At 53.0% G+C, this 21,800-nt stretch carries 9 protein-coding genes; 7 read left to right on the forward strand and 2 right to left on the reverse strand.

Annotation, left to right across the window (positions count from 1 at the left end; translation table 11 throughout):
• Positions 1–301: 301 nt before the first annotated feature.
• From AB1656_24535 to AB1656_24555, 5 genes are all read left to right on the forward strand, one after another.
• The gene (locus AB1656_24535) at positions 302–3,709 is read left to right on the forward strand and encodes a hypothetical protein (GenBank protein ID MEW6238565.1); all 3,408 of its coding nucleotides are present in this window, start codon (positions 302–304) and stop codon (positions 3,707–3,709) included.
• A gap of 332 nt (positions 3,710–4,041) precedes the next feature.
• Positions 4,042–6,861 carry an SUMF1/EgtB/PvdO family nonheme iron enzyme gene (locus AB1656_24540; protein MEW6238566.1) on the forward strand — a complete coding sequence of 940 codons (2,820 nt, stop codon included), beginning with the start codon at positions 4,042–4,044 and terminating at the stop codon, positions 6,859–6,861.
• A 110-nt stretch (positions 6,862–6,971) separates the two neighbouring features.
• Positions 6,972–10,037 (forward strand): hypothetical protein, encoded by a 3,066-nt coding sequence (locus AB1656_24545; GenBank protein MEW6238567.1) that lies wholly within the window; start codon positions 6,972–6,974, stop codon positions 10,035–10,037.
• 205 nt (positions 10,038–10,242) lie between these two features.
• Positions 10,243–17,013, forward strand: a complete 6,771-nt coding sequence (locus tag AB1656_24550) for a putative Ig domain-containing protein (protein ID MEW6238568.1) — start codon at positions 10,243–10,245, stop codon at positions 17,011–17,013.
• 28 nt (positions 17,014–17,041) lie between these two features.
• Positions 17,042–17,839: a carbon-nitrogen family hydrolase gene (locus AB1656_24555; protein MEW6238569.1), complete on the forward strand. Its 798-nt coding sequence runs from the start codon at positions 17,042–17,044 to the stop codon at positions 17,837–17,839.
• Here AB1656_24555 and AB1656_24560 read toward each other — a convergent pair.
• Both AB1656_24560 and AB1656_24565 read right to left on the reverse strand, forming a co-directional pair.
• Complete coding sequence (locus AB1656_24560; protein ID MEW6238570.1) at positions 17,836–18,948, reverse strand: uroporphyrinogen decarboxylase family protein; 1,113 nt, start codon at positions 18,946–18,948, stop codon at positions 17,836–17,838. The two genes, AB1656_24555 and AB1656_24560, sit on opposite strands and share 4 nt — an antisense overlap.
• A gap of 30 nt (positions 18,949–18,978) precedes the next feature.
• Entirely contained in the window at positions 18,979–21,081 is a 2,103-nt protein-coding gene (locus AB1656_24565; protein MEW6238571.1) for a prolyl oligopeptidase family serine peptidase, read from the reverse strand.
• A gap of 65 nt (positions 21,082–21,146) precedes the next feature.
• Between AB1656_24565 and AB1656_24570 the strand changes: the two genes are divergently transcribed.
• Both AB1656_24570 and AB1656_24575 read left to right on the forward strand, forming a co-directional pair.
• Positions 21,147–21,395: a hypothetical protein gene (locus tag AB1656_24570; GenBank protein ID MEW6238572.1), complete on the forward strand. Its 249-nt coding sequence runs from the start codon at positions 21,147–21,149 to the stop codon at positions 21,393–21,395.
• On the forward strand, positions 21,383–21,688 hold the full coding sequence (locus AB1656_24575; protein MEW6238573.1) for a hypothetical protein: 306 nt from the start codon (positions 21,383–21,385) through the stop codon (positions 21,686–21,688). The genes AB1656_24570 and AB1656_24575 overlap by 13 nt, the downstream gene beginning before the upstream one ends.
• The last annotated feature ends 112 nt before the right edge of the window (positions 21,689–21,800 follow it).

Consider the following 21,800-nt stretch of genomic DNA (forward strand, 5'->3'; position numbering starts at 1 on the left):
GTCAGAGGCCGATAAATCCGATTAAACCATATTATGTGCAGGGTTCAGGTCATTCGAATGTTACCGCTTTACCAATGTGCAGTTCGTCTATTTGTTGGGAATCTTCAAAAAGACGCTTGATTATGTTATGCGCTTTGTTGGAATGCTGTTCTCCTTTTGATCTCTTGTAATGGTAATGAATGCGCCATTTGTTCTAGCCAAATAAATAAGCCATTCATTAACTGTGTTCCCAGTGGTTGAAAGTAAAATTAAGCCGCTGCGTTGTAGTGGCCAACTTTTGAGGCGATGTAGGAGGCGTATAATGTATACGAATATCCAAGGCTATTTTAGCAAAAAAACCGTTGCTGTATTCTTCACTCTCTTTTTAATGCTAGCGCTCGGGGCGGGACAAGCGTCCGCCCAAAACATCAACAATTCCACCGAATTTCCCGATGCGCAATTTCGCGCCGCGGCCGAACAGTTCCTCGGCGTATTGCCGGGCGCGTCCTTCACGGCGGCGGATTGCGCGGCAAAGACCAGCCTGTTCGATTTTTCCGATTTGGGCATCTCAGAGGTAAAGGGTTTGCAATACTTTACGAACATTACCCAACTCGATGCGTCGGACAACAGCATCACGGAATTCAAGACGACGACGGGTACGGATTACCTTGGACCACTAACCAAATTGTGGTCTATTGACGTTTCCGGAAACCTGTTGACGGCGTTGGAGCTTTCCGCCAGTCAAAACGTTATCAAGGATTTGAAGTTAGCCAATAACTCCTTGACGGCGATAACTTTCGTGGCGGCGCACGCGACGATCGAATATCTCGACATTACCGGCAATAATTTCAATTCGGTCGATCTCTCCTTGCTTACGAATTTGCACGATTTTCTCGCGGCGGATAATAACCTTACTACCATCTCCTTGACGAACAACACGGCGTTGAGGACGTTGGATATTGCGGGCAATCAGATTTCGGCATTAGATCTTAAGACGAATTGGCCGCAGTTGTGGGAAGTGAAAGCGGGCCGCAATCTTTTCGTGCAGATCGGCACGGATATAGGCGGCGAGACGGATTGCTTACAATTAGATAACACGGTCATCCATTTGTATTGCGACGGCGACTCGGCTTCCACACCCAAAAAGAACGATCTATCGACGGGAGGCGGCAACCGTTTGTATCTCGATCACATGACCGAACTGAAACTGCTGGACGCATCGGATTGCGGATTGACGGATTTGTATACGGCGAGAGACGTGTTAGTCAATAATACAAAGTTAGTTACGTTGATTCTGCAAGACAACGCCATTCACAGCACATCGGGAACATACGCCTTGAGTTATGCGAACAAGGCGGATTTGGCGGTTCTCGACGTTTCCGGCAATACGACGTTCAACGCCACGGATGTTTCCATCAGCAGCACTAACAATCCCGATATGCGCGAACTGGATATCTCGAGAATCAATATTACGACCGACGAATTGTCAGCCTGCCAAGGCAGCGTCCGCGCGATATTGAGCACAACCGATTCGACGATGTTGAATAACCTGGAATCGTTGAAAGTCAATGATACGATCGGTCCGATCACTATCCTGGGCTGCACATTCTTTACCAGTCTAACTTACCTCGACTGCTCGGAAAACAACATCGCGGCGGAAACCGTCTACGGCGCTTCTTACATGACGGCGTTGACCTATTGGGATATGTCGAAAAACCGTAATTTGACGGATAAGACAACGTTCCATCTTACTACATTGGATAATGCTTCCACGGGAGTGTTGGAAACCGTGAATGTTTCCGAATGCGGCATCAAATATCCAAACTTCAATGGAACGAACCGGACGACGCTGCAGCCGAACTCTTTCGCCTTCAGCGATCCGACTTCGCTAACATCGCTCATCATAAAGAATAATCCCATTACTTTGCTGGATAACGTTACGGATAACGACTGGTTCCTGCATACGAGCATTAACATTCCCGATCCTACGCTATTGGTCGTCGATATGCGCGGAAGCGCGCTGCCGATTACGGCGACGGATACCACCCGGCTCTACGACCGCATCGGCCGCCCCATATACGACAGCTTTGGCCAAGTATCATCGGGCTACGCGGTTATTCCGGCGACGAATCAGAATATCTACGGATGGTGGGGCGAAGACCTCAGCAATTGGCCGCCCGCCGAAGGCGTCAAGTTGATTTATCCCAACGGCGGCGAGGATTTCGAAGTGGCGAACAATACGCTGGCGGATGTTACGTTTGTTTTCGCTACGGATAAATCGGCTCTGTGCAAGTTCTACTTCAGTTCGGACGCCGGCGCCACCTATACGGAGTTGACAGCGCTCGCTACGACTCCCTTAACATTGAACGTGCCGATCGTAACGAATGTCAACGTATCGACTGGCGGATCGACAAGCGGCCGCGCTTGGCAGAATATTCAAGATATCGATTCCAGCCAATGCTTGATTAAAATCACCCGCGCCGACGACGAAACCACTTACTTTGACGTTAGCGATTACTACTTCAAGATTGGACGCGGCGGCACGCAGTTCGTCAGCACGACGCGCAAGTTTTCGGCGGAGACGGACGATCCATTGGGACTCTTTATGAAACCGCAGGGCGAAATGGAATTCAAGATTAAACTGAGTGATACCCAGAATGTCGAATCCTACAAAGTGCAGTTGAAATACGACAATACGAAACTGTACTATGTAAGCGGCAGCGCCACCCATGCCAACACGGCGGCGAAGAACTTCCAGGATCCCGTCGTGAACAACAACTCATCCGCCGGATTGCTGACGATCGTCGGCGTAGGCCATACGAAGATCGCCGCCAATCAAGCCACGACCTTATTGAAAGTAAAGTTCCGCACGTTCCCGACCGTGCCGAACGGAACCAAGACGAAGATCGAATTCATCAACGTCAATACGTCTATCAACGACGGCGCGATCGATTTCTACGGCGTCCCGGCGGAAATCTACGTCGGCCAGCGGTTCATGTGGGGCGATTTGAACAACGATAATATCCCCGGAACCTTGGATGCGGCGGAATTGATGCAGTTCAACGCTCTCCTCATCGATCACTTCACGGGATATCCGGATACGCTTTCTCCCTCCTTCCCGGAAGCGGCCGATCTGAACGGCGACGGCAAGGCGGGTACTTTGGATGCGACGCTGTTGCTGCAATATGCGGCGGGCATTATCAACAAGTTCGAAGACGTGGATGACGACGAAGACGGCTATGGTCCCGATCCGTTGATTCCCGCTATGGCGGCTTCGAGAAACATCGCTTCCCAACCGAGAAAATTGGCGGCTTCCGTGGCGAGCGGCGCCAACTCTTGGACGTTGAATCTCTCCGTGGACGACGCGGATGACATCAGCGGCGTTCGCATGGTGTTGCGTTACGATCCCAGCGTTCTGAAAGCGGCGGTCGATTCGGCTTGCTGGATGGAATCGCCTTCGGACGCCGTCGTAGCCAATGCGCAGGATGGCGTGTTGATCATCGTGGGCGCTTTGATGAAACCTCTGGATGAAGGCGAAAGCGGACTCGTCTCCGTTAACTTCGAGCCTGTCGCCGGAGCCGATCAACCGCTGATCGTGGAAGTGGATAAGGCGCTGTCCCAGATCAACGACGGTCAGATCGCCATCGACGGCGCCAGCCTTACGTCAATCGATCTCGTGACGGGCGAAGCGAAAGCGACGACCGACGTCGACAACTGGATGTTCTATTAAGATGGCATGAAGCAAAGGCCGGCGAATCGCGCCGGATAGGTAAATGGGACGCGCGCTTGCGGTCGAACGACTGGGGCGCGCGTTCCCTTTTCCCAGGCTTAGCGACGATGAATTCAAGGGCAGAAAAGACCTTGCCCTTGTCACTCGACGGGAGCAGAAATGAATTGAGATTAGGAATCCTCTATTTTTTCCCTGACGATTCCCATATAAGATGGTGGGATACGTTGTTTCATTCCGGGGAAAAAATAACTTCAAAAGCAATGAGCCGATTCAACTTATTTCTCAAGAATCCGATACTATGTAGAATCGCAGAAAATCCTTTTGGGAGCGGAATGATGAGTTCTTCCTATCGCCTTCGTTTCATTGTAATTCTTATGCTCGCGGTCTTGTCGCTACTCCCTTCCGTAAAGGAATCTATTGCCCAGACCAGGAAAATCACCATCGGCGCCATACAGGGCAAAACCGGCGAAGAAATATTGATTCCGATCAGCATCGATAACGCCGACGGCGTATTATCCATGAAATTAATCGTCGATTTTCCGAATACTTCGCCCGATTATCCTTTGGAATACATAGAATTCGACAGCGGCGGAACCTTGACGAGAAAATGGAGCCTTTTAGACAATGACTTGTCCAAGAGTAACGGATTCGTCATTATCGTCGGCTCGACGACTCAAACCGCTTTGACGGGATCGGGCGTTCTTTTGAATTTGCGCGTCAAGGTCAAAGAGGATGCCGCCACTCAATCCCTTCAGTTGGGCTTCCTGGAAGGATCGACGATCAATGATGGAAAGATGGACGCCGAGTTCCTCAGCGGGACCATCGACGTTTCCGAAGCCCCCATCTATACGCCGACGCCAACATCTACGCCCACGCTTTCGCCCGCTCCGACAAGCGCTTTTTCGCCGACGCCGACGCCGACTTTTACCAATACGCCGGAACCGACAGCGACTCCTACGCCGACGAGAGGCGCGACGAATACGCCTCGGCCGGGCAACGTTCCTCCGCAAATTTCCTTCAGCCCCGGCGATACGTTTATTTTGCTCAAGGGCGAAAAAATGGAACTGCTTGTCGTCGCTTACGATTCGGATAACGGCGACCTCATCGAAGTAACCACCTCCTATATGGCGCCAGTAAAACTGAAATCCGTCGAGGAACTGCCCCATTTTACGTTGGTGGAATATCTGTTGGATACGTCCAAACTGGGAACGTATTTTTTCAGCGTCTATGCGTATGACGGCAGCGATGCCACGGAGCGGCAAGTGGTCTTGGCCGTCGTGGACGATTTGAACGCGCCCACGTTTACGCCGCGGCCGAATACTCCCACGCCAACGTTTACCGCGTCGCCTACGATTCCTTATGTTACGCCAACCGCCACTCTAGAACCGACGGAGACGCCGTCTCCTACGATATTCGTTTCGCCTACGCCGACGCCTGTAAAGCCTCGGGTGGTCTACGTTACGGACAATGCGGAAACCGTCGTCGATTTGTCAGGCCAGACGGATTTCGATCCGGCCGATGCGCGCCAGATTACTATCCGGTGGACGGCGCCATACGGCAATGCGACGAACTGGCATGTTTACGTACGGCAGGGGATCAATGGACAGAAATATCTCGGCGCTACGGGAACGCGGGAGGATCGCCGATTGGATTGGTTTTCCGGCAGTCCGCTTATCGCGGGCGAATTTCAAAAAGGCCCCGAATTCAATTCCATCTATCTTTTCCGCGTGATCCGGATCGACGATCGCTTAACCAAGGACGATTACTACAATCAGGATATTCCCGAAGGTTTCAACGTGGAGGGCACCGCCGCCGTATCGCTCTCACCGCCGGAAATGCCGAAGTTAACAGCGAAGAAAGTATCCGTCTACGACGATTATCTAGGCGGGGACGATTTGGCGCCGCAAGGGTTGGATGGGTACGATGTCGATCCGCCGGACCGGCGCGGGATCTGCGTGGCGTGGAACTTCATGGAGAATGTGGAAAATATCCTCGATTATCAAGTCGAAGTGAAAGTGGACGATGGGGATTTTCAGCCGTTGGGTCAGACCAACGATTCCCGCTTGAATTATTTTCTCTGGACGCCTAAGCGTCCCTTCGATACGAAGAAGCCGTTTTGGGATGGGCCGCAAGACGGAAAGATGTATCAATTCCGCATTACATTGGTCCCCGTCAGCGGCCAGGGGACATCCATGACCAGCGGCGTCTTGAACTATTTCGTCAATGAAGATACATCGATCGTTCCCATGCCGACATGGACTCCAACGCCTTCCGTAACGCCGACGGGGACAATGACTCCGACGTTTACGCCGACGTTCACGGCGACTCCCGTCAAGATCGCTACGCCGGGACCTTTTACCATCTATCCCCATACGGCGGAAGCCAAAGTCATAACCGTGGTTTTGCCCAATTTGCCGCCGGATTCGATGACGTTGGATATGAATCTCATCCCGGCGGGAAGTTTCATGATGGGTAGTCCGGAGGAGGAAAAATCGCGGGAAGTGGACGAAGGACCGCGGCATTCCGTAAAAATCTCGAAAAACTTTTATATCGGCGTTTATGAAGTCTCTCAGGCGCAATGGCGGGCGGTTATGGGAAATAACCCCTCCTGGTTCAGCGACGATTACAATAAACCGGTGGAAGCGGTCAGTTGGCTTGACAGCCTGGATTTCATCGAAGTGTTGAATCGGGAAGTCGATAAAGGCACTTTCCGGCTGCCCACGGAAGCGGAATGGGAATACGCCTGCCGCGCCGAGACGACGACGCGCTACTCTTTCGGCGACGCGTTGGAGTGCGTAGACGCAGACGCCAATTATTGCAGCCTATTCGATCAATATATGTGGTGGCTGGGCAACGATCTTTACGAAAGTTACGGACACGGCACCAAGCCGATCGGAGAGAAGCAGCCGAATGCTTGGGGATTGTACGACATGCACGGAAACGTGTTGGAATGGTGCCAGGATTGGTTTGGTTCATATGCGTCCAACGCCGTTGACGATCCCGCCGGCCCCGCCTCGGGATCGAAGCGGGTTTTGCGCGGCGGAAAATGGAGCGGACACGCCAGCCACTGCCGTTCCGCCCGGAGGCTGGCCCAGGAGCCGGAAATCCGTTACGTCAATGCGGGATTCCGCATCGTTTGGATCGTAGAATAAGCGCCGTCGAAACCAGAGACGGACGAAAACGTTTTTTTCGATAATGTAATATTCAATAAATGAAATGACTACCATCCAGCGCTGGCGAAGCGGCTGGGAGGCGACGATCGATGAGTGTTTTAAGCCGTTGGCTTTGGTTGGAATTATTGGTCTCAGCGTTGAGTTTTCCGGTATGGGCGTCGCCCGATTCGGAAACGGCGAGTGGATTTTTTCCGCGCGCGGCTACGCCGTATCTAACGATTCAGCCCGCCGCCAGCGCGATCGGAAAGGAAAATGAAATCGCGACGCTTACCCTCGCCGTCGCGAACGGAGGTTCTTCGAAATATCGTTACGATTATTCTCCGGTTACGCGCAACGCCTCCATCGATTTCGACGCTGGAGTTTTTCGGTTTTTCCCCGATTACGATCAGGCGGGTGAATATAGTTTTACTTTCCTGGCGGACGATGGCGCGACGGTTTTATCGGCGACCGCCGCCGTTTCGATCATGGACGCTTCCCCAGCGAAATTGAGGATCATACCCAGCGACTCCTTTTCTATGATGGAAAACGAGTCGCTCTCTTTCTCGCTGCGAGTCGACAATCCCAGTTCCCGGCCATACGTCTATTCCGTCACGCCCGCCGTCGATCACGCCGCCTTGGACGAAATAACAGGAGAATTCCGTTTTCGTCCCGATTTTCAACAAGCGGGCGCGTATCGCTTCGTCTTTTCCGCTTCCGATGATGGACATGCCGTCCTAACGGCGGAAGCGGCGGTCGAGGTCGGAAACGATGAGGGAACCCATCTCCTCATCAAACCGAGCGCCAATATCGTTACGTATGAAATCGAACCGGTCACGCTGTTTTTCGAAATGGACAACGCCGGCGTTTTGCCGTACGTTTTCAGCGTCTATCCCATGCCGATGAATTCTTCGCTCGATCCCACCGGCCTGTTTCTGTTTCTTCCGGACTACGGTCAGGCGGGAACGTACAATTTAAATATCGTTGCGAGCGATGGAATTCAACAATACTCCGCCGTAGCGACGATTGCGGTTTTGGAGAACAATCGTCCTCCCGATTTGCAGTTGAGTTTTCTCGGAACCTTATCGATCAAAGAGGGCGAATCCGTTTTGATTCGCATGACGGGAATCGATCCCGATTTGGGCGATACGCTGACCTACAGTGTTTCGCCGCTGTTGAAAAATATGGTAGTCCAGTCAAATACGGGCGATGTCTCCTTCTCGCCCGACTATAAGCAAGCGGGAGAATATATCGTCGCTTTCAGCGTATCGGACGGGCAGCATACGAAAACGCAATGGCGGACGATCAACGTCGTCGATTTCAACCGTTTACCCAAGTTATATTTGAACCCTCCGTCCGGCAAAGTTCTCGAAGTCGGGGAAAACTTCTATCTGCTGGCCTTCGCCACGGACGAGGATAAAGATTCCTTGACCTTGCAGGCGGATCGCCTGCCTCCCAACAGCCAATTCAATCCGGCTTCGGGATTTTTTTCCTTTTCCCCCAATTACGAGAATTTTTTGCAAACATACGATGTGAGATTTTCCGTCAACGACGGAAAAGACATCGTCAGCGAAACGATCGTCCTGGAGGTAACGGCGCCTGTATCGCCGATCTTCGAATTCAATCATGACGGGGATTTTCTAGGTTGGGGAATCAATTCCCAGGTGCAGGCCGCCATTGTAGAGGGCGGTTTCCTGAAAGGGACGACGATTCCCGACGATCCTTTCCTGTATTATGAAGGATTGGAGATCGATACCTTTGCCCAGCACGAGTTGGTTTTGCGGATCCTGATGTCGGACGCTCGTCCTGTCGAGATCTATTTCATTACGGAAAACGAAGAGTATTACGGTCCCGCCGTCATCGAAACGGATTCGCCTTTCGAATACAAAACGTATTACGTCGATTTCAGCGATTTGTTCGAAGTTCCTAAGATGATTACTACTCTGCGCATCGATCCCGGCGACGCCATGAATTACTTCGAGATCGATTTCGTGGGTTTTGTGGAATCAGGATTTTCGAAGCGCACGCCGACGCCGAATCCCTCTTTCTCGCCAACGCCGACGTTGACGCCGACGCCGACATTGACAAAGACTCCGACGAAGACGTTTACTCCGACGATGACCCCGACGCCCACTCGGACATTCACGCCGACGATCACGCTGACGCCTTCCCAGACTTTTACGCCGACGATCACGCCAACGCCGACGATTTTGGGATACGATTTCAGCAAAGGGAGCGATTTGACGGATCAATTCGAAATCTTGTCGCCGGGCGGCTACCAATCCGCCTTTGTTTTCGTCGCGGATTACGCGGATACGGATCTATTTTCCGGCGGCGCCATGTTCGTTCAGGCCAAGCCGGGCGAAGCGGCGATCTTGGTTTCCAAGCAAAACGTTTATCTCGCTACGGAGCCCGTGTTGATTAAATGTTCCGCATTGACGAATTCCGCTTCCGCTTCCATCGCCCTGATCGGATTCAATTCGCCCGTGGACGGTCAATTGGCCTATCACCAGGCCGGAGGCGGCTCGTTGCCTCTCAATGCAGAAAGCGAGATGTCGCTCGTCTACAAGCCGCCTGGCGGAGCATTGCAGATCGGCGTGCAAATCGTCAATCCACCCAGCGCGACGGATACGATCAACGTGCTCGTCGATCGATTGCGGGTGGAAAAATTCGTACCCGCCGTCCGCGGCATGCTGCAACTCGAACCCGACGGCTCTTTCGAGGGGAATTTGAAAACGTTGTTGACTAATATCAACGGAGACGACGGAGACGTGCACCTGATATGGAGCGCCAACAACAAAGCCATCAAACTGGCCGTGAATACGTTCGAGACGTCGGCCAACGCCGGCGTGTGGGCTTATTCGGCGAAGCCGCGCATTCCCGATTTGTTTCTCGCCGAAGCGAGGGCGAGCCGCGAATACGGAGAGGGCGGAATGATGGCTCTGGTCATTACGCAAGGGTGGGAGGAGATCGTTCTTTTCGAAGGCGGCTTCAATTTAGCGCCTACGGGAGAATGGAGGCCGATGCTGGTGGGAGGAAATTTCCAAATTCCCAATCCCTTGATGCCGCCCCTGGTGGTCATTCAAAACGCGGGTATGGGATCGCTGACTTCCATTACGGTCGACGATTTGACGTTGAGTTCGATACGCTTGGAGTCAGAGAACTCCGGGAACGATTAAGCATATAATGCCAAACGGTATTGAGATTGTTGTTTTTTGTCCCTCTCCCAAGATGGGGAGAGGTTAGGTGAGGGTTGATGTTAATGGACTTATATTTCCCTCACCCTAACCCTCTCCCAAAGGGCGAGGGAATGGAACTACGCAACATGAGCAATTATGCAAAAACCGCCGCGCAGGTTGTTCAGCGGGAGGATGGTTCATAATCATGAGGAAGACGATGCGGCAAGGCGGAATAATCTGGCTGATTTTGATTCTCGGCTTATGCGCTCTATCCGGCGCGGCGCAAGAGGTGGATCGTTATCTTATCCATACCTTGACCGGACATGCGGGGAAAGTGACCGCCGTGGCTTTTTCGCCCAAGGGCGACCAAGTTTTGACCGCCGGCGAGGATGGATTGGTGAAATTGTGGGACGCCTCCACAGGTCTGGAAGTCCGCAGCTATCCCGGCCCCTGGTATCTTCTTTCCATCGCCTTTTCTCCCGACGGAACCAAAGCGCTCACCGGGAGCCTGAGCAACGTCGTGGAAATCTGGGATTTGGAAACGGCGTCGGAACATCGGCGGTTGGTCGGCCATACCGATACGGTCTCTTCCGTCGCTTTTTCCCCCAGCGGGACGCGCGCTTTGAGCGGCAGTTACGATAAAACAGCGATCCTTTGGGACGCTTATCACCAGGTGCTTCTAAAAACGTTCACTGGCCATTCCGACCGGGTTACCTCCGTCGCGCTTTCGCCGGATGGAACGCAAGTGCTAACGGGGAGTTGGGACAAAAGCGCCAAGTTGTGGGACGCCGTCTCCGGCGCGATGATTTACGCATGCAGCGAGACGAGCGCCATCCTGGCCGTCGATTATTCTCCCATCGGCTTGCGCTTCGTAACGGGGAGCGGCGCGCCCGACAACGTCGCCAAAATTTGGAATGCGAGCACGGGACAAGTGGAGCATATCTTATCGGGCCATACCGGTCCCATTCTATCGGTCGCTTTTTCGCCGGATGGCAGCCAGATCATTACTGGAAGCAGCGATAAGACGGCCAAACTGTGGAATACCTATACCGGCCAATACGTCCGCGACTTTACCGGCCATACGGGAGACATCACCGATATCGCCTTTTCTCCCAATTCGAATGACAAACAAGTGGCGACGGCCAGCGCGGATGGAACCGTCAAGACATGGTGGTTGTGGGATTCTCTCTCCGTCCAGGTCGTCGACCGGGCGAATAGCGCTCCTCTTTCCGAAGCGGAAGTAACCACGAATACGGGCAATGAGGGACGGTTGATTAATCCCGGCGTCTATAGTTTCGGTTATTTGCCGCCTGGAACCTATTCCGTTACGGCGTCGAGCGCCAATTATCAGACGCAAACGGTCTCCAATGTCGTCATCAAGGAAAAAGATACGACCCAGGTTCTCGTCGAATTGCCCGCGTCGGGGCCGTTGAACATCACGGATGCGACGCTGCCTTTGGCCGTGACAGGCCAATATTACTCGGCGAGAATCCGCATGGGCGGGGGCGTATATCCTTATAAATTCACGGTCGCTTATGGTTCGCTGCCTCTCGGTTTGAGTTTGGATTCGGCGGAAGGAATTATCAGCGGCATACCTGCTACTCCCAATACCTATGCTTTTGCGATTCGGGTAACCGATTCGAAAGGGATCTATTCCCAAAAGGAATTCGCGATCGTCCAGACTGATCCCATCGTCTTTACCAACAGCGATATTTTAACCAGCGCCGTCGTCAATAAATCCTATTCCCAGTCGATTGTCGTCACGGGGGGAATGGCTCCATATACGTTCTCGCTGGCGAGCGGAACCTTGCCGACGGGACTAACGTTGTCTTCGGCTGGAGTGATAAGCGGCATCCCAACTTCCACGGGCGTTTCGACGATAACCGTGCAGGTCATGGAATATTATAATCGGACAATGGATAAAACGTTCACGCTGAATGTGGTGGATCCTTTGACGATCGCCACGCAAAAAGTAATCGACGGCGTCATCGGCAAAACCTACAGCCAAACGTTGACGACGGCGGGCGGGTATGACGCCGTAACATGGCAATTGTATTCCGGTTATTTGCCGAACGGTTTGTCGCTGAATACGCAAACCGGCGTATTATCGGGAACGCCGACGGACGAATTTTACGGCTCCTTTGGCATTAAGGCTGTCGACCAACACGGTCATGAAGGGTATAAAAGTTTCGCCCTTAAGATCGATTATTCCCTTGCCATTCTTAATACGTCTATACCGTCGGGCGTGAAAGGGTACGACTATTTGGAAAAGATTCGAATCCGGGGAGGCGTCGAACCGGTCTCCTATTCCTACGAAGGACAGTTGCCCGACGGGCTTTCATTGAATAGCAAAACGGGGATTATTTCAGGAGTTCCCAGCGCCGTCCAATTGAATAATATCAAGTTAACCGTGACGGACAGCAATTCGCCGTCGCCGTCCAAGAGAACAAAGGATTATTCATTCCAAACCAGTTCTCAATTGGGCATTATCACTCCTTCTGTAATCTCATCGGGTCAGATCGGCAGTTCCACGACGATATCGTTAACATCCAAATTGGGACCGCCTCCGCAAAAATGGTCCATTGTATATGGCTATCTTCCGCCGGGCATCGCTCTCAATCAGGATTCGGGAGTTCTATCCGGCGCTCCCACTACGGCGGGAGAATATTCGTTTTGCGTTCGAGTCGAAGACGGAACCCAAAAAACGTTCGATAAGGTTTTTTATTGGAAAATCAATCCGGCTATCTCCATTATCAGCGATTCGCTTCAAGACGGGGTGGTTGGCGCATATTATCAAGCCCCCGTGGCGGCGTTTGGCGGATTGCCGCCTTACTCATGGAGCGTAAAAACGGGAACGCTTCCCACAGGGCTGACGTTGGACGCCACGACGGGCGTCATTTCGGGAGAACCAACGGCGGCTGGCCAATCCACTTTTACTATTCAAGCGGCGGATCGATCATTGCCGGCGCAAACGGCGCAGAAGCAATTCATCTTATCCGTAACGACGTCGATGACGATCACGGCGACGCAAATCCGCAATGTTCGCGTTAACGATAATTTTTCGTCGTTGCTTCACGTCAAGGGCGGCTCTTCACCGTATACGTGGAGGCTTCTTTCGGGCAGTCTTCCGCCCGGTCTGCAGTTGCAAGCGGGGGACGATACGGCGGTTTTAACGGGATCGGCGATTCAAACGGGTGAGTATGCCTTCACGATCGAAGTGGAGGACGACAGCGTTCCCGCCAAGAAAACGTCGCGATCGTATTCCATGAAGGTCTTGAGCCGAGTTGCTATCGAAACGCGATCATTGATCCTTATGTACAAGGATGTTCCTTATAAAGACGTCATCGCCGTTTCCGGCGGCGTTCCTCCCTATGTCTGGAAAATTATCGACGGAAATTTGCCGAACGGTCTGGCTCTCAATCCGGGCACGGGGGAAATCAGCGGTTATCCTTTGCTGCAATTAGGCGAGAGCGAAGGCTTCATGATCCGGGTTAACGATTCGGCGGCTCCCATATCTTCGGAATCCAATACTTACTACTTGAAATTGTACGAAGGAGTGCGCGTTGGAACGGAAGCGCTGCCCTCCGTTTTGCAATACTCCATTTACAATGAAACGTTAATCGGAAATGGAGGGACGAAACCTTATAAATGGTATTTTACCGGCTCGTTGCCGCCGGGACTTCGCTTGGACTCCGATTCGGGAATCATCTCCGGTCTTCCGACCGCGTCGGGAACCTATGGTTTCACGGTTCAGATGGTGGATTCCTCGGCGCCTCAGAAAACGGATTCCAAGTATTTGACGATACAGGTCGATCCCTCCTCTCCGCCCAATCTTTCCATAAGCGCGGAATACGTCGTCAATAGCGAGTCGCGGGGGGCGATTGCTTCCGGCGATATATTGAGCGTTCTTTTCCCCGATCAATTGGCGGAAATTTATATGATCGTCGTCGATCCGGCGAATGGAGTCGTTTACTACCCCGCCATTGAAACCGAGGGCGATCTTGGCGCCTTTGCGATATCGCAATCCGAGCCGGGCCGGTTGATCGGAAAGTATAGTTATCAGGTTCCCTCCGATGTCCAAAATTCGCTCAAAACCGTCTCGCTGACATTTTCCACTTCCTTCGGCCAGACGACGACGTTCGTCTTCACTTTCCAGTTTCAAACGCCGACGCCGACGCCGACGGCCACGAATACGCCAACCCCAACGAAGACTTCAACTTTCACGCCGACGGCGACGGGGACTCCTCAGCCGATTCCGACATCCACTTTTACGCCGCTGAAATCGCCTACGCCGACCAGAACGCCGACCCCGACTAGAACGCCGAGTCCGACATATTCGTTCACGCCGTCGGCTACTCTTGCGCCGGGCGAAACGCGGACCTTTACTCCGACGGCGACCCGCACTCCCACTTGGCCGCCCGGGACGACGCCAACAGCGGGCGCGCCGACTTTCACGCCCACCTTGCCGCCGGGAACGACTCCTGCGGCGGGAACGACGACTCCAACGCTGGTATCGTTGCCTACGTCCGCCGCGCTAAAGCTCGCCGTAGCCGACGACAGCATTAATCTGAACGATCTTACCGGGGATGCCGATTTCGATCTCCCCGATGCTCGCGAACTATTCGCTTATTTGAAAGCCCCTATCCAAAGCGCGAGAGACTGGCATTTCTACGTGCGCCGGGGATTGGGCGGCGGACGGTTTCTCGGCCAGTCCGGCGCCGCTAATAAAACCTATTTAAGTTGGAAAGCGGGAGCGCCGGGATTGAACGTCAAGTTTCAAAATGGCCCCGATTTCAACTCGGCCTATTCCTTCCGAATGATTCGCATTGACAATTCGTTGGGGCGGGACGATGTTTACGATCAAAATGGCTGGATCGGCTACAATATGGAAGGAGGGGCGACGCCGTCGTTGACTCAGCCCGCGCCTCCGAATTTGAAATTGCGCGACGTCGCCGTTTATGACGATATTTTGGGGGGAAATAACCTGGCGCCGATGGGAACGACGGGAGTTGACGTAGACAATTCCCGATGGCGGGCGCTCATGATCGCCTGGAATTTCGGCATCGATCCGACGTTAGTGCGAGATTATCACGTCCAAGTCAGCGTCGATGGCGCTGATTATAAGGATTTGGGGCAAACCGTCAGTTCCCATATCAATTATTTCTGGTGGACCTCCATCGGCGAGTTCCAGACAAGTTCCCAATTTGCCGACGGTCCCCAGCATGGCAAGGTCTATTTGTTCCGCGTCGTTTTGGTTCCCTATGAAGGTTATGTGGATAATTTGACAAGCGGAAAATTGGGATATTCCGTCACGGAGTCGGATCAACCGCCGTCGCAGAAAATCTACATCTATGATACCCCCAGCGATTCGAGGGGCGATATCACCGGTCTGACGGATTACGATCCCATCGATGGCAGGAATTTGACGGTATTCTGGGGAACTCCTCCGGGAAAGGCGAAAGATTGGCATATCTACGTCCGTAAAGGACTCGGCGGCTATAAGTATCTTGGGAAAACCAGTATAGGCAGCGCCACCAGCATCAATTGGAGAGCTAATCTGCCCGATCTGGCTCCGGAATTCTCCAATGGTCCCCAATTCAATTCAGCCTATTCCTTCCGCGTCGTGCGCATTGACGATTCGGTAACGACGGACGATTTCTTCGAGCAAGCGGGACAAGTCGGATTTAATATCGTGGGAGGCAACGCCATTCCATTGTATCAACCCACAATGCCTAATTTGAAAGTTCCCGAAATCGCCATTTACGACGATATCCTGGGCGGGGAAAATCTTGCGCCGTATTTGATGTATGGCAAGGACGTGGATCGCACCAGCCAACGGGCGATTCAGGTCGCCTGGAATTTCGGCGGCGATCCCGCCTCCGTCAGCGATTACCATGTCCAGATTAGCGTAAACAGCAGCACTTTTGAATATCTCGGACAGACGATGAGCGGCTCGATCACCTATTTCTTATGGACTCCCAACAATGAATTCATAACGGCGAAAAAGTTCGCCGATGGGCCGCAGCATGGAAATATCTATCAATTCCGCGTTTTTCGGCTTTCCGTCGATGAGCCGATGCAATGGTTGGAATCGGGCAGGCTGGAATACTCCGCTCTCAACGACTTGACTCCGACTCCGCAGAGCACTCCCATCTCCACGCCGACTCCCACGCCGACGCCCTTCAAAGTAAGGGAGACCGTCGTCGAAATCCCCGCGTTGTCGATTGGAGCGAAGTCTTTGACGATGATTCAAATCCCGGCTGGCGCTTTCCTGATGGGCAGCACCTATACGGAGCGTGGGAGGGAAATCGACGAATTCCAACACGTCGTAACGTTGTCGCGTGATTTCTTGATGGGGAAATATGAAGTAACGCAGGCGCAATGGGAATCGGTGATGGGATATAATCCCTCGCGCTTCCAGTCGCCCGACCGGCCGGTGGATCAGGTGAGTTGGCTCGATGCCGTCCGTTTTTGCAATCAACTGAGCCGGTTGTCCGGCCGCACGCCCGCCTATAAGGAAGACAATTGGACCGTCATCGAAAACGCCAACGGCTATCGCTTGCCCTATGAAGCGGAGTGGGAACGCGCCTGCCGCGCCGGAACCACGACGCGGTATTCTCACGGCGATGTTTTGAACTGCGGCGACGAGTGCGAGGAATGCTCCGTGAATAACCGTTATATGTGGTGGTGCGGAAACTATACCCCCGAAACCAAAGATGTAGGAATGAAGTTGCCCAATCCTTGGGGGCTTTACGATATGCACGGCAATGTGTGGGAATTGTGTCAGGATTGGTACGCCGATTATCCCATCGAAGCGCAATACAATCCCACCGGACCGAAGACGGGTATCTATCGCGTCCAGCGCGGCGGCGGATGGGAAAACGAAGCCTGGTATTGCCGTTCGGCGAATCGCAGTTGGGTTCCGCCGAGTCATATCAATAAATATATGGGATTCCGCATAGTTTGTTGGAAATAGCGAGGAGAAGAAGCGAGATGGAAAGCCGATGAGAGCCGTAGGCGTTCAGCTGGATATCGTTTGGGAAAATAAACAAGCCAATTTCGCTAAAGTCCGCGAACTTCTCCAGCGGGAGACTGTCGCGCCTGGAAGTTTGATCGTCCTGTCGGAAATGTTCGCCGCCGGTTTTAGTTTGAATGTCAATGCCATTTGCGAAGAAGAGAAGGGCGAGACTTGGCGGTTTTTAAGAGAAACGGCGCAACGTTACCAATCGTACGTCGTTGGGGGAATCGCCGCGAAAGCGTCCGATGGACGCGGACGCAATGAGGCGGCCGTCTTCGATCCATCCGGTAACGAAATCGTCCGCTACAGGAAATTGCATCCGTTTTCCTATATGGACGAAGATAAGCATTATATTCCCGGCGAGAGGGTGGAGACGTTTCGCTGCGGCGAATTCGTCGCCGCGCCTTTTGTTTGCTACGATTTGCGTTTCCCCGAAATTTTCCGCTGCGCCATACGCAAACAAGCGGATTTATTGATCGTGATCGCCTGCTGGCCGCAAGCAAGGGAAGCGCATTGGAAGGCGTTATTGAAAGCCCGCGCCATCGAGAATCAGGCTTACGTCATCGGCGTCAACCGCTGCGGAAAAGATCCCAAACATACGTATTCGGGATGCAGCGCTATTATCGATCCCCGCGGCGAGCCGCTCGCCGAAGCGGGGGACGGCGAAAAGACCATCGCCGCCGAATTGGATTACGCCTCGTTGGCCGATTATCGCCGCGAATTTCCCGCGCTGAAGGATATGCGTCGGGAATTTTTTAACGATATCGCTGTCTTTTCGGTTTAGAAAATATTCTTTCCGAATTCTAAAGCCGTTTCGATAAAACGATAGTAGTTTTGCGCCGTCTTTTCCCATAATGGCGCGTTGATGGGGGCGGCGGTGGGCATGATGACGTAGCCGCCTCCCTTCCCCGCCGCCTCGATGGAGTGTTTGACGTAATCGTCGATCTGGCTGGCCTCCCAATACTCCAGATAGGAGAGTTCGATATTGCCGAAGAGAATCAAACGATCGCCGTATTTTTTCTTCACTTCCGCCAAGTCCACGTCGCCTTGCGGAGGCGGTTCGAGGGGATCGATGGCGTCGGCGCCCATTTCCACGATGATGTCCAACAAGCGGCTGACGCGGCCATGCGAGTGTAGACGGGCTTTGCCGCCATATTCGTGGATCAAGTCGATGATTGGCTTGTCGTAAGCGGCGACCAATTCGCGGAACGCTTCGACGGGAAAATAGGGAGGGCTGATGTATTCCGGCCCGTAGATGCGCCAGATGGGACCAGCTCCCAGTTCGAGTTTATGGCGCAGCTCGATAAGCAGCCGTTCCAAAACGGCGTCCATGCACTTCTTGATGCGTTCCCGTTCCTGCCAGGCGTAGATCATAAAGGATTCGAAGCCGAAACCGTATGCGAGAGCGCAGACGGGATCCAGCGTATCGCAAAGCATAAGTCCCCGCTCCCCCATGCGCGCTTCGATTTGGCGGTAGCGAGCCATATCTACGCCGCCGAAATCCCAAGGCAAGGCGAAATAGGCTTCGGCGTCTTCCAGAGTTTTCAATAAAGGTTCGACGGTCCAAAGAGTGTTCAGGTTGGCGTCGCGGCGCGTCAGACGAGTCAGATCGCCTTTGGAAGTATGGAGGATATAACGCTCGAAGGAACTCTCGCCCTCGCTCCAGCGCTGAAATTCTTCGTCCCAGGCGCAGGCGTTTTGGGCGGGTTGATCCCAAAGGCAGAGAATATCCGTCTTTTCCGCGATGAATTGCAGCAATTCCCGATAACTGGGTTGGGCTTCATACCAGGGATCGGCGCCAAAGGGCATTAATTCGTAAGTAGAGACGGGAATCCGGTCGATCGGTTCTCGGTTGAAGGTTCTAAGCAGCCGCTCCCGCGATGTCAACTCCATTGTGGATTCTCCGTTATTCTCCCTTTATTATCAACCAAGTTCCGGCGCGGCTCCCCAGGGTTCGATTTGGCGCAGTTTTTTATTTTCCAGCGCTTGATAGCAATCGGGCAGATCGAAGGTTTTCAAAACATCCGGCAATAAGGTGGATAGCGGCCATTTGTAATCCTCCGTTTCAGCGATTTGGGTAAAAGAGACAGGTGCGTTTTTGAAAGTGATTTGAACGACGGATTCGGTAAGCAAAGATGCGAACGCAGCCGGAAGGGCGCCCCACCCCTTGGCGGCGATGTGGATTTCCGAATGCCCGCAGGAATTCAACAACGCGATGACTCGCAATAGGTCATACGTTTTCTGTCCCGTATAGGGATAATCCAGCATGATGGAATGGATGGCGTAGAAATAATCGCAGCCGTAAGGATTGGAAAAATCGGCGCCGCAAGTGTTCGGTTTGGATTCGCCGACGCCCCGCACATCGCAGGAATAGAAAGCCGCCCCCGGTTCCGATTCGATTAACTCGCGGATCAGCGGTTCGTTGTGCAATTCATCGTCGCTGGAGAGATGGGAGACATAGAGCACGGCGCGCTTCGCGTCTCGCGGCGGGCGGGAATATAAGGATTCTTGCGCCAGTCGATAGACTAGAGCGAAAATCCCCGGTTCCGTTTCCACGGCGTAGGTTGCGAAATGCGGCTTGGGATATTGGCGGGAAGGCAAAGCGCGCAGAATCCGGAATTCGGGAACGCCTTGGCTTTGAGGCATTTTCAACGCCGCCGCTACCGCTTGCTTGAGCGCATCGCCGCTGAGCCGAGAGCGTTGCTTCGCCAATTGCTCCGATTTTTCTTTCGTAAAAGAGAATACCGTGCGGGAACCGAGTTCGCAGACCTGGCCGCGCGGCGTACACCAGAGCGTTTCGTCCTTTTCGATGACGAGTTCCGGTTCGCTTTGAGCGGTGGAAACATGCGTCGCATTATTGAACCAGCGATACATGGCTTCCCGCAATTCTTGCGAATAGCCATGATAGGTTGGACCGGCGAATAGGCCGATATTCTCTTCAGCGCTGAGAAGTTTATAAATGCGCCGCAAACGCGCATAGGCCTCCTCCAGCCCGCGAATATCGAAGAAGTCTTTCTCCTTGCCTAGTAGAATGACCGGTTTAGGCGCCATCGCGGCGATGAAATCGGCGTGATCCAATCCTAACGCCAGCGCTTTGGGCGGGCATTGCTCCGTATCGGCGGGCAGTTCGTTTTCCAGATTGCGCCGGAACGTGACGACGAAGCAGCCCGGCGCCGCCATGGTCCAACGCGATTCGAGGCCGCATAGCCAGGTCGTCATGGTTCCGCCGCCGGAATTGCCGGTAACGCCGATATGATGGGGATCCACTTCCTCGCGGGATAGCAGATAATCGAGCGCCCGGATGCCATCCCACGCCCGCCAGGATCCGATGAATTCACCAACCAGGAATTGCTGATTTCCGGCTTGAATATGCTCGCCTACGCCGGGCCGGTAACGCGAATGCAGATTCTCGTCCGGGTATTGCAGCCTTTCGCCCTGGCCGATGGGATCGTAGATCAATACTACGTAGCCCAGCCGCGCCAAACCCTGCGCGAAGGATTGATAAGGCTCGGCGGCTTTGCCGTTATCGGAATGGCCGCAGGAACCCACGATGCCGGGAAGAGGAAAGGACTTTCCTTTGGGGATATATAAATTCGACGTAACGAGAAAATTGGGGCGGCTCTCGAATATGACCTTTTCGATGCGATAGGCGTCCCGATCGACGATTCCGGTTATTCGCGGATTCAGCGGCGTCTTTTCTGGGAAAGGACCGAAGCATTCGCGAATCTTCTGGCGCACGGATTGGATATACGCTTCCGCGTCCGTCCGGCTTTGCAGCGACGATATCCGTTTTTTATTATCCTCATCGATGCGGACGATGCGGTCGACGAAATATTCCTGCATCATGCGGGGAAAGCGGTTCAACGCCGCATAATCGCCTTTTTCGGATGAGACGGCGGCTTGTCCCGCAACGGGATTCAACCAACCTGAACCCCATAATCCCAGCGTGCTCCATGCGCTGGTTTGAATCATCGTTCTCCGCGACATTCCTGGTCTGTTCACTCGTCTTGTATGGATCGAATTCATGGCAATTCCTCCATTATCATGGAATGAACTAATCCTACCGTATGGAATAGAAAAACTCTATGTTGATGAGTGATGAAAAACAGGCTTATGAGCGTTTTGCTCTGATCTACCCTGCATTTTTTTCCTCTAAGCGATTTTCTTTCCTTTCTCTTATTGTCAAATTTAAATTCTATTTAGAGGAACTCTTTAAATATCAGGCCATTATGATTATTTGGCGGCATGGCATGTCTGTTGCTTTTCTTCATGATAATCGTGAGCGGCTTCCTTTCATCCGCTCGTCAATTTCTTATGGAGGATTCGCATGGGTAACGTGATTAGCCTTCCCGTTGCCGCCGAAGTTGGGCGATATGGAGACCGGTTGTTTACGCGCGGCGAACAGTGGGTTAGCCGGGAGAAGCATCTTCTCGATCAGGCGGAATTTTTGGAAGCGATGATTCTCGTGTTGGACGACGTTCGCCTGCAAAACATCCGCAACCGCGATTACGCCATGATGGGAATCGTATCCGAAGAAATTCCCCGTTATCAGAAAAGGCTGGAAGAAGTACAGCAATCCTTGGCCGATCTGCGCCGCAATTATTCTTCCGGCGATCATTGCATGGCGAATTGACGGGTAGTTATACGTAATGCCCTTTTGTTTGATGCACAAGCTTTGGAAAAGATGGGAGGGTGAGCCTCCTGGCGAACTATTGGATCTATACGTCTCGGCGGGAGCCTCGCCC

The sequence above is a fragment of the Candidatus Omnitrophota bacterium genome (genome assembly GCA_040755155.1).
GTDB lineage: Bacteria > Hinthialibacterota > Hinthialibacteria > Hinthialibacterales > Hinthialibacteraceae > JBFMBP01.